The following is a 14227-nucleotide window of genomic DNA, read 5'->3' on the forward strand; positions in this document are numbered from 1 at the left end:
CGCTACTGAAGGCGGGGGGACGTCGGGCCAATGCTGACATATTGCAAACCGAGCGCCGCCTTACGTCGGAGTTCAAGCAGTCCCTCCAAGAGCAACTCGACGCCAAGGTCGCCGAGTTGACTGCCCTCGAAGGAGCAAAGCCCGCGCAAGTCGAGGACCCCACAGCATCGGATGCAGCCAAGGAAGAGTCCAAGGTTGCGACAGAGAAGATTCAAGCCTTGGAAGACGAACTCAAAAAACTGCGCGACGAGGAAAAGCAGCTCCGAGACAAGAAGGTCACGGAAGCGAAGCGACAAGCCGTCCTGAGCCGGATCACCCAAGCCATCGCCAACCACAAAAAAGCCCACGACCAGTTTGTCGCCGAGTTGACCCCGATGCTGGCAGAGGTTAGCGGGGCTTTGAACGCGGACGAGTTGGTGGATTTGAAGATCGACACCACGAAAATCGAGGCGCTCAACAAGGCGACGAAAGATTCGATCACGAGCATCGACGCGGCGCTCGCCAACCAAGACCCATCTGGTCTCAACAAGAGGCGCGAAGCGGCCGAGGCTGCCGTTGCCGAGATCAAGAGCAAGCTCGGCGAAAAGCAGCGCTTGTTCGTCCTATTCAAAGAGCAGGTCGCCAGGTGGGAGCGAGCCAAGGAAGAGCTCGTGGGCAGCAAGGAAAAGTCACAATCAATCGAATGGTTCAAGGCGGAAATCGAGTCGCTGGGCGCCCTTCCAGCCAAGCTCGCGGAGTTGAGAGCCAGCCGCATGGAGCTGGTCAAGAAAGTCCTTGAGCAGATTTTCAAAACGGTTGAGGAATACCGCCGGCTGTATGAGCCCGTGCAGGAATTCGTCAAGTCAGCCGCCCAGATGGACATGCATCTACCACTGGATTTCGATGTGCGCATCGAAGAGTCCAACTTTCAAGGGCAGTTTTTCCCGCGAATCAACCGCCAATCTCGTGGCAGCTTTTCGGGCGTGGATGATAGCAACGAGCTCATGCGCGGGCTGTTGAAGGAGGTCAATTTTGGGGACGTGGACTCCACCCTGAAATTTCTCGACACCATTGATGACATGCTCCACTTCGACCGTCGCGAATCAGGCGGCGGTCGTGAAATGAAGATCGCAGACCAGCTCCGGCGTGGCGGTGAGCCTCAGGACATCTTCGACTACCTCTTCGGCATGAGCTACCTTGCGCCGAGATATTCGCTGACGTTCGACCAGCAGGAAATCAGCCAGCTTTCGCCCGGCGAGCGCGGACTGCTTCTGCTTGTCTTTTACCTCCTGGTGGACAAGGACGACATCCCGATCATCATCGACCAACCGGAAGAGAACCTCGACAACCAGACGATTTTCAAGGTGCTCGTGAAATGCATCAAAGCCGCCAAGCAACGCCGCCAGGTCATCATGGTGACCCACAACCCCAACCTCGCCGTTGTGTGCGATGCCGAGCAAATCATCTGTGCCACATGCGACAAGGCGACGAACACCTTCAACTACATCTCCGGCGGCATCGAGTCGTCAGTGATTAAGGCCAAGGTCGTCGAAATCCTCGAAGGTACCGAACCGGCTTTCAAGAACCGGAAACGGAAATACGGCTTGTGAGGCTTCCCTTTCAATTGGGTTGCCGGCAAGCCGACATCGACGAGTGACAGCTACGCTGTAAAGCGGCTGGCGTTGGCGCCTATCGCACTCACATTGGGACAGCACATGGGCGTGGCATCGAACCTCCGAAAATTGTTCCATCAGAGGCCCGTTTGGCTGTCCACGCCTTACACACCATTGTGATTTTCGTGATGGAGCGGTGGCTCGGCGCGGCGTCGCGTGCTGCTTAACCGCACGAAAATCGGGACCGCGTAGTGGCATTGAGTTAGTACGCCAATCAGGTCTCAGTCATCTGAATTCTTATCATGCCCCGTCTCTCGATTGCTGCGTTGTTCGATCTGTGACTGCGCTCGTTGGGTCGCTTGGTGCAGCCGCTCCACCAGCACGCCCCTCGGCGGCAAGGCGGTCAGGTACTCGGCAACGTGGATGCCCGACTTGTCCAGCTCCAACAATTCGATCTGCTCGCGCTTCTTGCCGGTACAAAGGATGATCCCCAGCGGCGAGGCTTCCTCCGGTTCCCGTTCGTGTTTGTCCAGCCACCGAAGGTAAAGCTCCATCTGCCCCTTGTAGGCCGCCTTGAACTCGCCGACCTTCAACTCCACCGCCACCAGCCGCCGCAGCTTGCGGTTGTAGAACAGCAGATCGAGGTGAAAGTCCTCGTCGTCAATCGGGATGCGCTTCTGCCGGGCCACGAAGCTGAACCCCACGCCAAGCTCCAGCAGAAAGGATTCCATTTCGCGGATGATTGCCGCCTCTAGGTCGCCTTCCTGCCAAGTATCGCGCAGCCCCAAGAAATCGAGGATGTACGGGTCGCGCATGACCAGGGCGGGCGACATACGCTGCGCATCGCGCATCGCCGCCAGCTCCTGCGCGATCGTCTCGCCCGGCTTTTGGGACAGCGCCGTGCGCTCGTACAGCATCGAGTCGATGCGTTCACGCAGCGTCCGCACGCTCCAGCGTTCAGCGCTCGCCATCTGTGCGTAGTAGTCCCGCTGGAGTGGGTCTTTCAGCGGGATCAGGGCGATGAAGTGCGTCCAGCTCAATTCTCGTATCAGTGATACGAGAATCTGCTCGTCGGGGAAGGTGGCCGCAAACTGCACCATACGGCGCAGGTTCTGCTCGGCAAAGCTGCCCCCGTACTCCTTCACCAACTGCGCCGCCAGGGTGGGCAGGACTTCCTTGCCATAGGCACCCCGGCGCCCGTCCAAGACCTGCGTGCGGATGCGCTGGCCGATGTGCCAGTAGAGCATCGTCAGTTCGCTATTCACCGTCGAGGCAGCACGCTTGCGCGCCGCCTCGATCAGTGCCCGGATGTCGCCCAACAGCGCCGAAGGCGCTGCGGGCGAAGGAACGGCGACTTCGCGCTTGCTCATGCCGTTGCCTCCGCAGGCTGCGGCTTGGTGCCGGTGATTGCCTTGCGCCGACTCGCCACCAGTTCGGCGGCCTCCCGGACCGGCTTGTCCTCGGTGTGGACATAGCGCATGAACATCACCACGGTTTTGTGCGCCGTGAGTGCCATGCCGACCTTGACGGGGATACCCGAATTGGCGATGTCGGTCGCCGAGCGGTGGCGGATGCCGTGCGTCCCCACATGCGTTGCCCCCGCCGCTTTGAGCGCACGGCTCCAGCCGCCGTAATACTCGCCCGTGGTCAGGTGGTGCCCTGGATGGCGCGGCGACGGCAGGACGTAAGAATTGCCTTCCTCCCTCGGCGCCGTCGAAAGCAGCCGGTAGGCTTCCTCGCTGATGGGCTTGGACATACCGCCGGTCTTGCTGTCGGGCCAGACGACGCGGCGGTTTTCGAGATCGATCCATTCCCATTCGAGCGAGACGATTTCGCCACGGCGGCCGGCAAACTCGAATTGCAGGCGGATCGCCAACGGGATGACGTAGTTCTCCAGCCCCTCGATCTCGATCTTGTCGAGCTGCCGGAAAAGTTTTCCCATGTCCTCGTCGCTGATAAGGTGGGTGGACTTGCCGGCAGGGAACATTGGGACATGGCGGCAGGGATTGGTGCCGTCAGACCGATAGCCCCACACCTCAGCCAAATTGAACATCTTGCGCAGGATGCTGAATGCCTTGTTCGCCTCGGTCGGCTTGTACGAAAGTTTTTCCATCAGCCCGGCAATGTCAGGGCGCTTCACGTCGTGGACCTTCTTGCGGCCCAGCAACGGGATGATGCAGCGATCGATGACGCCTTGATAGCCAACTCGGGTGCTCGGCTTATTGCGCTTCTTGGAGTGGTCCTCCATGAACTTCTTGCACAACTCCTCGACGCTGGGTGCTTTGCGGGCTTCCGCCTTGTCTGCGCCGGGATCACCACCCCGGCGTACCTGGGCTAGCCATTCCTGCGCGAGCGAGCGAGCCTGTTCGACGGTCAGTTCTCCGTACTGGCCCAAGGCGGGCTTGCGGCGCTCGCCGGCGTTCGTCCGGTACTGGAGCATGAACACCTTGCGGCCCGACGGGGTAATCTTGCACAAGAAGCCTGGAACCAGCGTATCCCGGAGTTCGACGGCCTGCGCCTGGGGTTGTGCCGCATCGACAGCGGACTTGGTGAGCTTGATTTTTGCCATGACGACTCCTCAGAAAGACCCGGTTCCCAGGAGCCTTCTAGGGGCCAGGAGAGAGGAAGTCGGGTCAAGTTTCAGAAAGCACCGGCATATGATGAACTCGCCTAAGTCATTGATAAACCTGCTGTATCTAGTCTTGGCGTAGTCCAGCGAAGTGCCGAGCTGGAGTCATGGTGAAATAAAAAAGCCCCTGTAAACACAGGGGCTTAGTAATGCTTGGCGGAGACGGAGGGATTCGAACCCTCGATACAGGTTTAAGCCCGTATGCTTCCTTAGCAGGGAAGTGCCTTCGACCACTCGGCCACGTCTCCACACTGAAGGCTGTTATCGCATTGCTGCGTTGCCTCAGCGAAGACCGAGATAATATCGTCTCATTTACATCCGGTCAACAGTGGTCTTGCAAATAAACACTGTTTTTTCACCGGTGCGGTCTTCGCCTTGAACGGTGCGTGATTTACTTGGCGCTGTCCAGGTCAAACGCCTTGTGCAGGGCGCGCACGGCCAGTTCCATGTACTTCTCGTCGATCAGCACCGAGATCTTGATTTCCGAGGTGGAGATCATCTGGATGTTGACGCCTTCTTCGGACAGGGTGCGGAACATCTGCGAAGCGATGCCCACGTGGCTGCGCATGCCCACGCCCACCACCGAGACCTTGGAGACCTTGGTGTCGCCGTTGATGGCGGCCGCGCCGATGTGCGCCTTGACGCTGTTGTTGAGCACTTCCACGGCCTTGGCGTATTCGCCGCGCGGCACCGTGAAGGTGAAGTCGGTCTTGCCTTCCACCGACTGGTTCTGGATGATCATGTCCACTTCGATGTTGGCGTCAGCCACCGGACCCAGGATCTGGTAGGCGATGCCCGGACGGTCAGGCACGCCCAGCACGGTGATCTTGGCTTCGTCGCGGCTGAAGGCGATGCCGGTGATGGTTGCTTGTTCCATGTTCTTGTCTTCCTCAAACGAAATCAGGGTGCCGGAGGCGGCTTCTTCGGCCAGCGGCGTGAGCGGGTCGGTCAGCGAGGACAACACGCGGGTCGGCATCTTGTAGTTGCCGGCGAACTCGACCGAGCGGATCTGCAGGACCTTGGAGCCCAGGGAGGCCATTTCCAGCATCTCCTCGAAGGTCACGGTCTTGAGGCGACGGGCTTCGCTGACCACGCGCGGGTCGGTGGTGTAGACGCCATCGACGTCGGTGTAGATCAGGCACTCTGCGGCCTTGATGGCGGCTGCCACGGCCACGGCCGAGGTGTCCGAGCCGCCACGGCCCAGGGTGGTGATGTTGCCGTCGGCGTCCACGCCCTGGAAACCGGTGATGATGACGATCTTGCCGGCGTTGAGGTCCTTGCGGACCTTGGCGTCATCGATGGAGCGGATGCGCGCCTTGGTGAAGGCCGAATCGGTCTTGATCGGGACTTGCCAGCCGGCATAGGAGACGGCCTGCTTGCCCAGCGCCTGCAAGGCGATGGCCAGCAGTGCTACCGAGACCTGTTCGCCGGTCGAGGCCAGCATGTCCAGTTCGCGGCCGTCGGGCTGGGCCATGATTTCCTTGGCCATGCCCAGCAGGCGGTTGGTTTCACCAGACATCGCCGAAGGCACGACGACGATCTGATGGCCTGCGTCGTGCCATTTGGCAACGCGCTTCGCGACATTCTGGATGCGCTCGATCGAGCCCATCGAGGTGCCGCCGTATTTGTGAACGTATAAAGCCATAGGGGATAAAAAAAGGTGGCCCGACTTTGACAAGAAAACCCTTAGCTAGGCCGGAAGGAACAAACCCTTGACTTTACATGCGGTGCGCCAAAATCTCAAGGAAAAGCTGGACGGGAAGGGCGTCCACGCGCCATTTTTGCATGTGGCAATGCAGCATTATGGTGAGCGGGAGCGGCGATGTCTGCGCGTTTTGCCAAAGAGGCTAACGGACCATGCAAATTTGATGCAGGAAAGGATGATCAGGCGGGAGGAAGATGCTGCCGCGGAAGGAGGGAGAGGTGGTCGGGGCACCAGCTGTCATGCGCCGGCAATGAAAGAGGGCGACATGGCAGTTGGTGCTGCGGTACGGAGTGCTGCGGTACTGCGGTAAGGCATGGGCTTGCCGGGCCGGACGGTTCAGACGCGGTCTGCGGAACGCATCAGCTGCGCAAGCTAACGGACACGCTGCAATCAGGCGCCTCTGTAGAGGTCTTGCTGGGCGGTGCTGCTGGCCTGGCGCAGTTGGTTCTGCACGTCCTGGCGGCTCAGGGCGGAGGGCGCCTGGTGAATGATAGGGTACTCATTGCGCACGGCGATTTCACCGTTGGCGCGGGCGTGGACCAGTTCAGCTTGCACGTCAGCGCGGGTCTTGGTGGAGTGGAAGGCGGTTTCCGGCGGATACGGAGCCTCGGCCATGGCGGCGCCAGCGGCGGCCAGCAGGGAAGCGGCAACGACGATATTCTTGATGTTCATGATCTTGTCCTCTGTGTTGGATGAGTGGGGAAAGCTCCGCAGACGCCCTTTGCGGGAGGGGTGCTCTCCTTGTGGGAAAGCCCGCTACAGGCATCTGGCGGAACCGGCCAGTGCTTGTTGCAATGCGCTAACCGATGTCTGAAGTGTAAATATTGCCAACGCAAAGAAAAATGGGTCTAATCGGAATTGACTATTTCTCTTTCTGGAACGATCTGGGGCTTGAAAAATGGATAGGCTGCAATCAATGCGGGTGTTCGCCAAGGTGGTCGAGCAGGGCAGTTTCGTGCGTGCGGCCGAGCTTCTGGACATTTCCAATGCCGTGGCGACGCGCTTCATCGCCGACCTGGAGGCGCATCTGGGAACGCGGCTGCTGAACCGCTCCACCCGTCGCCTGTCCCTGACCGAGGCTGGGCAGGCCTATCTGGAGCGGGTCCGGATGATCCTGGCCGAGGTTGACGATGCCGAGGCGCTGGTGTCCCTGGAGACCAAGCGGCCTGCCGGCACCCTGGCCATCTATTGCAATGCCGGTTTTGGCCAGTCGCAGCTGGGCGAGATGCTGTCGGCCTACTCGCAGGCCTACCCTGAGGTGGCGCTGGATATCAGCCTGTCAGACCGATCCATTGATCTGGTGGAGGAGGGCATCGATATCGGCTTCTTCAGCAGCATGCAGAAATTCGACGCCAGCATGATCGTGCGACAGTTGGGGGTGGCGCGGGTCATCCTGTGCGCCTCGCCGGAATATATTGCGCGCCAGGGCGCGCCGGAACAGCCAGAGGACTTGTCGCGCCACAGCTGCCTCAATTTCTCGCACGAATATCTGCGTCATCACTGGCACGTCAATACCAAGGGCGGCGTGCTGGATGTGCCCATCGTCAGCAAGGTCGTCTCCAATAGCGGGGTGCTGTTGCGCGATCTGGCGCTGGCCGGGATGGGGATCGTGCTGCGGCCCTCGTATTCGCTGGGGGATGACCTGCGCAGCGGTCGGCTGGTGCAGGTCTTGCCGGGGTTCGACATGGGCCAGGTGATCATGTCCATGGTCTACCCGAGCCGGCGCCTGCTGTCGGCCAAGGTGCGCAGTTTTGCCGAATTCATCAGCGCGCGCTTTCCGCATCCGGAAAATGATCCCTGGCTGAGTTGAACTGCAGCGACGGGAGGAGGGCTGTTCAGCCGATCACATCGGCCAGCTTGTCCAGCAGGCTGCAATCCTGCTGCCAGCTACGACGCTCGGCCGAGCTGATGGCTTCGCGCTGCAGTTCGGCGTCGCTCTTTTCCATCTGGGCCAGCAGAAGGCGTTCGGCCAGGCGGGTATCGGGTTCCATCGGTCCGAAGAAGGCCACGGTCGCGCCGCGTTCCATGAGCAGGGTGGGGAAGTTGTCGATGTCGAGCTCGCCGACCAGGTCGGCCTGGTCTTCGATATCGATCCAGACAAAATGATGCTGGGGATAGCGCTCGGCCCAGGCGCGGAAGGCCGCGTCATATTCGCGGCAGCTGCCGCACCAGTTGGCGCACAGGCAGGCAACGACCCAGGTGTCGTTGCGAAGCGCCTCGGCGAGTTGGCGGCGGTTGGTCTGGTCTAGGATCTGGTAAGACATGGCCCGCGTATTTTAACCGCTTCGGCGGCAGCCGGTTTGCGCTGGCGCACACTACGTCATCCTTCACGCAGGCAAGCCGAAGAATGCTGCGCGCACGGTAAAATAGCGGGATGTCCACGATTCTTGCCATTGAAACTTCGACCGAGCTCGCCTCTGCAGCCTTGCTGCACCAAGGCAAGCTGCTGTCGCGGCAGTCGGCTGGCGCCCAGACGCACTCCGACGCCATTCTCCCCATGATCCAGCAACTGCTGGCCGAAGCCGGCCTGGCGCTGGCGCAATGTGATGCGCTGGCCTTTGGCGTCGGCCCGGGTTCCTTCACCGGCGTGCGCACAGCCTGCGGCGTGGTCCAGGGCCTGGCCTTCGGTATTGACCGGCCGGTGGTGCCGGTGGTCACGCTGGAAGCGGCGGCCCAGGCCTGCCGCGTGCATGATGCCCAGGCCACCGAGGTGCTGGCCATCCTCGACGCCCGCATGGGCGAGGTCTACTGGGCGCGCTACCGCGCCCGCAGCGGCGGCTGGGATGTGCTGGCCGAGCCAGTCCTGTCGGCTGCCGCTGACGTGAATACGCAAGGACGTCCGTATGCCTGTGGCAACGGGCTGTCGGCCTATGCCGGGCATTTCACGCCGGACTTCTGCGCCAGCCAGTTCGCCGCCGCCTATGCCCAATGCATGCCGCATGCGCAGCACGTTGCCACGCTGGGGCAGCATCATCTCGACCAGGGGCGCGGTGTGTCGGCGCAAGAGGCCCAGCCGTTCTACCTGCGCAACAAGGTGGCGCTGACCACTGCCGAGCGCGAGCTGCGGGACGCCGCCAAGGGCGCGGCATGAGCAGCGTGGCCACCTTGCCCGAGGCTGTCGTGCATGAGAAATACGGCAGTCTGCAATTTGCGCCCATGAGTAGCGAGGATCTCGACGCAGTCGTCGAGATCGAGCAGGCCGTCTATTCGCATCCCTGGACGCGCGGCAATTTCCAGGATTCGCTGTACAGCGGTTACCAGGCGCAGACCCTGCGCGATAGCGCGGGGCAATTGCTGGGCTATTTCCTGGTCATGCTGGCGGTAGAAGAGGCGCATCTGCTCAACGTCAGCGTGGCCGCCGCGCACCAGCACCAGGGCCTGGGCCGCTTGCTGCTGGACCGGGCCACGGCCCTGGCGCGCCAGCACGGCATGCACATCATGCTGCTGGAGGTGCGTGAATCCAATCTCCATGCGGCCAAGGTCTACCGGCATTACGGATTTGCCGAGATTGGCCGACGCAAGAACTACTATCCGGCCGCCAACCAGTCCCGCGAAGGGGCCATCGTCATGAGCCTGCCGCTATGAGTGAACAAACGAATCAGGAAAACGGCTTCGGCTCCTCGCTGGCGTTGCTCGATGCCTTGGGCATCGGGCCGGTGTGGGTGCGGCGCGAGCTGGCCGTGGAAGAAGTCCAGGAACAGGCGCAGCAGCAAGCCAACGCCACGCCGACAGCCGCCGCTGTCGAGACCGTCGAGAGCCCGTCCCCTGTCCCGGTGCAGCCCGCGCGGGAGCCGGCGCCAATGGCTGAGCGTCCGGCAGTACAAGCCTCACCGGTAGCCGCGCCCAAGGCGCCTGCCGCACCGATGCCGCGCAGCGCCCCCGTGCAAGAAGAGGGCGGACCGCCGGCCTGGCTGGACGAAATGGATTTTGCCGCCTCCCTGGAGCCCGTGCTGATCCCGGAGGGCGAAGACGACGAGCCGGCGCCTGCGGTCGATCCCGTGATCGCCAGGATCAAACAGATGGACTGGCCGCAGTTGAAGGAACAGGTGGCGGATTGCCGCCGTTGCGGCCTGTGCCAGGGACGCAAGAAGACGGTCTTCGGCGTCGGCGATGAAAAGGCCAAGTGGCTCTTCATCGGTGAAGGTCCGGGACGCAATGAGGATATCCAGGGCGAGCCCTTCGTCGGCCCGGCTGGCAAGCTGCTGGACAATATGCTGGTGTCCATGGGCGTCAAGCGCGGCGACAACGCCTATATCGCCAATATCGTCAAATGCCGTCCCACCGACGAGACCGGTCGCGACCGGCCGCCTTCGCCGCAGGAGGTGGCGTCCTGCCTGCCTTATCTGCAGCGCCAGATCGAGCTGATCCAGCCCACCGTGCTGGTCGCGCTGGGCAAGACGGCGGCCATCTCGCTGCTGGGTCTGGATCCGACCACCCCGGTGGCGCGCTTGCGCGGTACGGTTCATCGCTATCAGGAGCTGCCGCTGGTGGTGACCTATCACCCGGCCTATCTGCTGCGTTCGCTGCAGGACAAGAGCAAGACCTGGGCCGACCTGTGCCTGGCCATGAGCACTTATCAGGCGCAGGCGCGCTAAGGTGATGGACGTCTTGTCCGGTCGGGCGGCGACGAGCTTGTCCAGCCACCAGGTGCGCTTCCACCAGCGCTGGCCTGAACTGCGCGATCCGCATGTGCGTGCGCTGGCCTGGTTGCTCTATGCGCCCGACCTGCTGGCGCAGGATGCGCCTTGCTGGGAGGGTCGCATCGCCACGCTGGGGCCGGTCGCGCCCGAGGTGGCGGGCTGGCTGCATGATCTGGAACATGATCTTGGCCTGAACGCCGCCTTGCACGCCCACCTGGCGCGCCAGCCCACCGCCCGTCTGGGACGTTATGCCGAGCAGTTGCTGACGTTCTATCTCCAGCAGCAGGATTGGCTGGTTGCCGCCAACCTGCAGGTGCGCCAGCAGGGACCGACGCATGAAACGCTGGGCGAATTCGATTTCCTCGTCCGTCCGCCCGGTGATGACGAGTTTGGTCTGATCCATTGGGAATTCGCCACCAAGTTCTACCTGCTCGCGCCGCAGTCGGTCGCTGATGCGGGGACGGACGCCGCAGCCTTCGTCGGCCCCAATCTGGCCGATACCCTGGGCAAGAAGATGCGCAAGATCATGCAGCAGCAACTCATGCTGTCGGCTCATCCTGCCGCTGCATCCGTCCTGCCTGCCCCGGTGACGGCGGCGCGCGCGCTGGTCAAGGGCTGGTTGTTCTACCGCCATGGCGAGGCTGTCGATCTGCCCGCGTCCCTGGGCGTGGCGGCGGATCATTGTCGCGGCTTCTGGTGTGAGCTGCCGCGACTGGCGGCACAGCACCAGCCTGACGATCTCTACCTGATCCTGCCCCGGTTGGCCTGGTTGGCGCCGGCGCGTGCGCCCATGGCGCAGGGATTGTCGCTGCCGGCATTGCAGGCAGCCCTGGAAACGGCTTTCCTGGCCGACCAGAGTCCGGTGATGGTGGCGCAATGCCGCATCGTCAAGGGAGGAGAACCTGAGTTGCTGGAGCTTGCCCGCGGTTTTATCGTGCCGCCGGGCTGGGAGCAGCGTGCCGCCGATACGGCGCGGCACGCGCTGGTGCGGATCTGATCAGAATCAGATCGTGGGTGGCAGCGGGCTGAGGATCGAGCTCAGTGATGGTCGTGCTTGTCCTCGCCGATCAGCGCCAGCGAATCATGCTCGCGCTGGTTGGCGGCATGACGGCGCATGATCAGGTACATGATCCCGGCCACGAAGGAGCCGAAGATGATGATGACGGTATTCACATCCAGGTTCATGCGCACCATGAAGGCATACAGCACCAGCATGGTCAGCACCGAGAGGTTTTCATTGAAGTTCTGCACGGCGATCGAGTGGCCGGCGCTCATGAGCACGTGGCCGCGATGCTGCAGCAAGGCGTTCATCGGCACCACGAAATAGCCCGACAGGGCGCCCACGATCACCAGCAGTGGATAGGCTACCCAGACCGAGGTGGTGGTGGTCATCAGCATCACCACGATGCCCATGATGATGCCCAGGGGCATGACCGTCAGCGATTTCTTCAGCGGCACGAAACGGGCCGCCCCCATGGCCCCCAGCGCCACGCCCACGGCGACGATGCCTTGCAGGATGGCGGCCTTGTCCAGCGGCATGTGCAAGGACTTCTCGGCCCACTTCAGCACAATGAACTGCAGCGTCGCACCGGCCCCCCAGAAGAGCGTGGTCACTGCCAGCGAGATCTGGCCCAGCTTGTCTTTCCAGAGGGTGGTGAAGCAACCGGCGAAGTCGACGATCAGGCGGATGGGGTTGCGTTCCTGGTGTTCGTAGCGGGCGCCGGTGTCGGGGATATTGAAGTTGAAGAGCGCGGCGATCACGTAGATCAGGGAGATGATGCAGAGTGCGGCTTCGGTGGGGGTGTCGATGGGCAGATCGACCAGCGGGAAATCGAAGGAGAGGATCACCGAGGAAATCTTGGGATTGACCAGCGCACCGCCCAGCACCGTACCCATGATGATGGAACCCACCGTCAGCCCCTCGATCCAGCCATTGGCCGCCACCAGTTTCTCCGGCGGCAGCAGTTCGGTGAGGATGCCGTACTTGGCCGGTGAATAGGCCGCCGCGCCGAAGCCGACCACCGCATAGGCCAGCAGCGGGTGGACCGTAAAGAACATGAGGGAACAGCCGACGATCTTGATCATGTTGGTGATCAACATGACCTTGCCCTTGGGGAAAGCGTCAGCGAAGGCGCCCACGAAAGCCGCCAGGAGCACATAGGAAAGCACGAAGAACAGCTTCAGCAGCGGGGTCATCCACGCTGGCGAATGCATTTCGGCAAGTAGGGCGATGGCGGCGATCAGCAGCGCGTTATCGGCGAGCGACGAAAAGAACTGCGCCGCCATGATGGTATAGAAACCGCGATTCATCCCTGTCCAAGATGTATAACAAATGATGTCCGGCTAGCTTTATACCATGAAACCATGCGCACTCCGTCATAAGTCAAACCAGAAAGATGTTCGTCCGGTAAAATGCCCGCTTGTTCCCCGCTGGGCAAAAACTTCCGGGCGGACCGCGACAGCCAGGCCGGGCGGCATGACTGCTCAAGGTGCGCATTGCCTGCGTCTTGATTGTCATTTGCCCAACGCCGCCACAGGACATCATGCCAAGACCGATCGTCGCCTCCATCAGCATTTCCGCACTTCAACACAATCTCGCCGTCGCTCGCGCCCATGCTCCTGGCGCCCGCGTCTGGGGCGTACTCAAGGCCAATGGCTACGGGCACGGCCTGGAGCGCGCCATGCGCGGTTTCGCCGCAGCCGACGGCCTGGCCCTGATCGAGCCGGATTACGCGGTGCGCCTGCGCGAACTGGGCTGGACCAAGCCCATCCTGTTGCTGGAAGGCTTCTTCGAGGCCGACGACCTGCCGGTGCTGGCGCAGCACGATATCCAGTTCGCGGTGCACTGCGAAGAGCAGATCGCGCAGCTGGAAGCCTTTACCGCCGCCGCCAGCCTGCACGCCCACCTGAAGATGAACAGCGGCATGAACCGCCTGGGTTTCAAGCCCGAGGCCTACCGCGCCGCCTACGCGCGGCTGCAGAAGATTCCCAGCGTGGCCAGCATTACCCTCATGACCCACTTCGCCAACGCCGACGACGCCGGCAATCTGCTCTTGCCGCTGGCCGAGCAGGTGCGCCGCTTCCAGGCCGGTTCCGAAGGGCTGGACGGTCCCCGTAGCCTGTGCAACTCGGCGGCCGACCTGATGCATGCCGAACTGGCCAATGACAATGACTGGGTGCGCCCTGGCGTGATGCTCTATGGCGGCACGCCGGGCGGAGGCTCGGCCGCCGATTTCGGGCTGCGCGCGGCGATGACGCTGGAGAGCCGCATCATCGGCGTACAGCAGGTCCCGGCGGGCGAGGCCATCGGCTATGGCAGCCGCTTCGTGGCCGACAAGCCCATGAAGATCGGCGTGGTGGCCTGCGGCTATGCCGACGGCTACCCGCGCCATGCGCCCAATGGCACGCCGGTATTGGTCGATGGCGTCAAGACCGGCACCGTGGGCCGGGTCTCGATGGACATGCTCACCGTGGACCTCACCCACATCCCCGGCGCCGACGTGGGCAGCCAGGTCGAACTGTGGGGCAGCAGGCTGCCCATCGACGAGGTCGCCTATGCCGCAGGCACCATCGGCTATGAACTCATGTGCGCGCTGGCGCCCCGCGTGGCCGTGCGGGAAGTGGACTAAGGGCGCAAACTGGCAGGGGTGCGGGTAGCACC

Annotated in this window: 13 protein-coding genes, 1 tRNA gene and 1 pseudogene; 8 read left to right on the forward strand and 7 right to left on the reverse strand. The window is 62.2% G+C overall.

All coding sequences use genetic code 11. The features are described 5' to 3' along the window. The first annotated feature begins 5 nt into the window (after positions 1 to 5). Both BGK68_RS18215 and BGK68_RS28710 read left to right on the forward strand, forming a co-directional pair. Positions 6 to 1589, forward strand: a complete 1584-nt coding sequence (locus tag BGK68_RS18215) for a TrlF family AAA-like ATPase (RefSeq protein ID WP_143433101.1) — start codon at positions 6 to 8, stop codon at positions 1587 to 1589. Between the two features lie 77 nt (positions 1590 to 1666). Next, positions 1667 to 1819 (forward strand): annotated as a pseudogene (locus BGK68_RS28710) (abortive infection family protein); the annotation flags it as partial. A 54-nt stretch (positions 1820 to 1873) separates the two neighbouring features. Here BGK68_RS28710 and BGK68_RS18225 read toward each other — a convergent pair. The 5 genes from BGK68_RS18225 to BGK68_RS18250 all read right to left on the reverse strand — a co-directional run bounded on the left by BGK68_RS18225 (position 1874) and on the right by BGK68_RS18250 (position 6598). Next, the gene (locus BGK68_RS18225; RefSeq protein WP_075258241.1) at positions 1874 to 2962 is read right to left on the reverse strand and encodes a PDDEXK nuclease domain-containing protein; all 1089 of its coding nucleotides are present in this window, start codon (positions 2960 to 2962) and stop codon (positions 1874 to 1876) included. Beyond that, complete coding sequence (locus BGK68_RS18230) at positions 2959 to 4161, reverse strand: tyrosine-type recombinase/integrase (protein WP_075258242.1); 1203 nt, start codon at positions 4159 to 4161, stop codon at positions 2959 to 2961. Before BGK68_RS18230 ends, BGK68_RS18225 begins: the two co-directional genes overlap by 4 nt. Positions 4162 to 4375: 214 nt before the next feature. Continuing rightward, positions 4376 to 4469: transfer RNA gene (locus tag BGK68_RS18235), tRNA-Ser, on the reverse strand. 143 nt (positions 4470 to 4612) lie between these two features. Further along, entirely contained in the window at positions 4613 to 5866 is a 1254-nt protein-coding gene (locus BGK68_RS18240; protein WP_041310622.1) for an aspartate kinase, read from the reverse strand. Positions 5867 to 6316: 450 nt separating this feature from the next. After that, positions 6317 to 6598: a DUF4148 domain-containing protein gene (locus tag BGK68_RS18250; protein WP_075258244.1), complete on the reverse strand. Its 282-nt coding sequence runs from the start codon at positions 6596 to 6598 to the stop codon at positions 6317 to 6319. A gap of 226 nt (positions 6599 to 6824) precedes the next feature. Between BGK68_RS18250 and BGK68_RS18255 the strand changes: the two genes are divergently transcribed. After that, complete coding sequence (locus tag BGK68_RS18255) at positions 6825 to 7736, forward strand: LysR family transcriptional regulator (protein ID WP_075258245.1); 912 nt, start codon at positions 6825 to 6827, stop codon at positions 7734 to 7736. A 25-nt stretch (positions 7737 to 7761) separates the two neighbouring features. Here BGK68_RS18255 and BGK68_RS18260 read toward each other — a convergent pair whose 3' ends face one another. Continuing rightward, a complete protein-coding gene (locus BGK68_RS18260; protein WP_013234124.1) occupies positions 7762 to 8190 on the reverse strand; it encodes a thioredoxin family protein in 429 nt (142 codons plus the stop codon). A gap of 110 nt (positions 8191 to 8300) precedes the next feature. Between BGK68_RS18260 and tsaB the strand changes: the two genes are divergently transcribed. The 4 genes from tsaB to BGK68_RS18280 are packed head-to-tail and all read left to right on the forward strand — an operon-like array spanning position 8301 to position 11563. After that, positions 8301 to 9017: a tRNA (adenosine(37)-N6)-threonylcarbamoyltransferase complex dimerization subunit type 1 TsaB gene (gene tsaB / locus BGK68_RS18265; RefSeq protein ID WP_075258246.1), complete on the forward strand. Its 717-nt coding sequence runs from the start codon at positions 8301 to 8303 to the stop codon at positions 9015 to 9017. Continuing rightward, positions 9014 to 9511, forward strand: a complete 498-nt coding sequence (gene rimI, locus BGK68_RS18270; protein WP_075258247.1) for a ribosomal protein S18-alanine N-acetyltransferase — start codon at positions 9014 to 9016, stop codon at positions 9509 to 9511. Before tsaB ends, rimI begins: the two co-directional genes overlap by 4 nt. Next, positions 9508 to 10521 (forward strand): uracil-DNA glycosylase, encoded by a 1014-nt coding sequence (locus BGK68_RS18275; RefSeq protein ID WP_075258248.1) that lies wholly within the window; start codon positions 9508 to 9510, stop codon positions 10519 to 10521. The genes rimI and BGK68_RS18275 overlap by 4 nt, the downstream gene beginning before the upstream one ends. Positions 10522 to 10525: 4 nt before the next feature. Then, on the forward strand, positions 10526 to 11563 hold the full coding sequence (locus BGK68_RS18280; RefSeq protein WP_075258249.1) for a DUF1853 family protein: 1038 nt from the start codon (positions 10526 to 10528) through the stop codon (positions 11561 to 11563). A 41-nt stretch (positions 11564 to 11604) separates the two neighbouring features. Here BGK68_RS18280 and lplT read toward each other — a convergent pair whose 3' ends face one another. Next, a complete protein-coding gene (lplT, locus tag BGK68_RS18285) occupies positions 11605 to 12876 on the reverse strand; it encodes a lysophospholipid transporter LplT (RefSeq protein WP_075258250.1) in 1272 nt (423 codons plus the stop codon). A gap of 233 nt (positions 12877 to 13109) precedes the next feature. On the opposite strand from lplT, the gene alr reads away from it, so the two are divergent. Continuing rightward, positions 13110 to 14195 carry an alanine racemase gene (alr, locus tag BGK68_RS18290; protein ID WP_075258251.1) on the forward strand — a complete coding sequence of 362 codons (1086 nt, stop codon included), beginning with the start codon at positions 13110 to 13112 and terminating at the stop codon, positions 14193 to 14195. Positions 14196 to 14227: the final 32 nt, after the last annotated feature.

This window comes from Herbaspirillum camelliae, assembly GCF_001929405.1.
GTDB classification, from domain to species: Bacteria; Pseudomonadota; Gammaproteobacteria; order Burkholderiales; family Burkholderiaceae_D; genus Herbaspirillum; species Herbaspirillum seropedicae.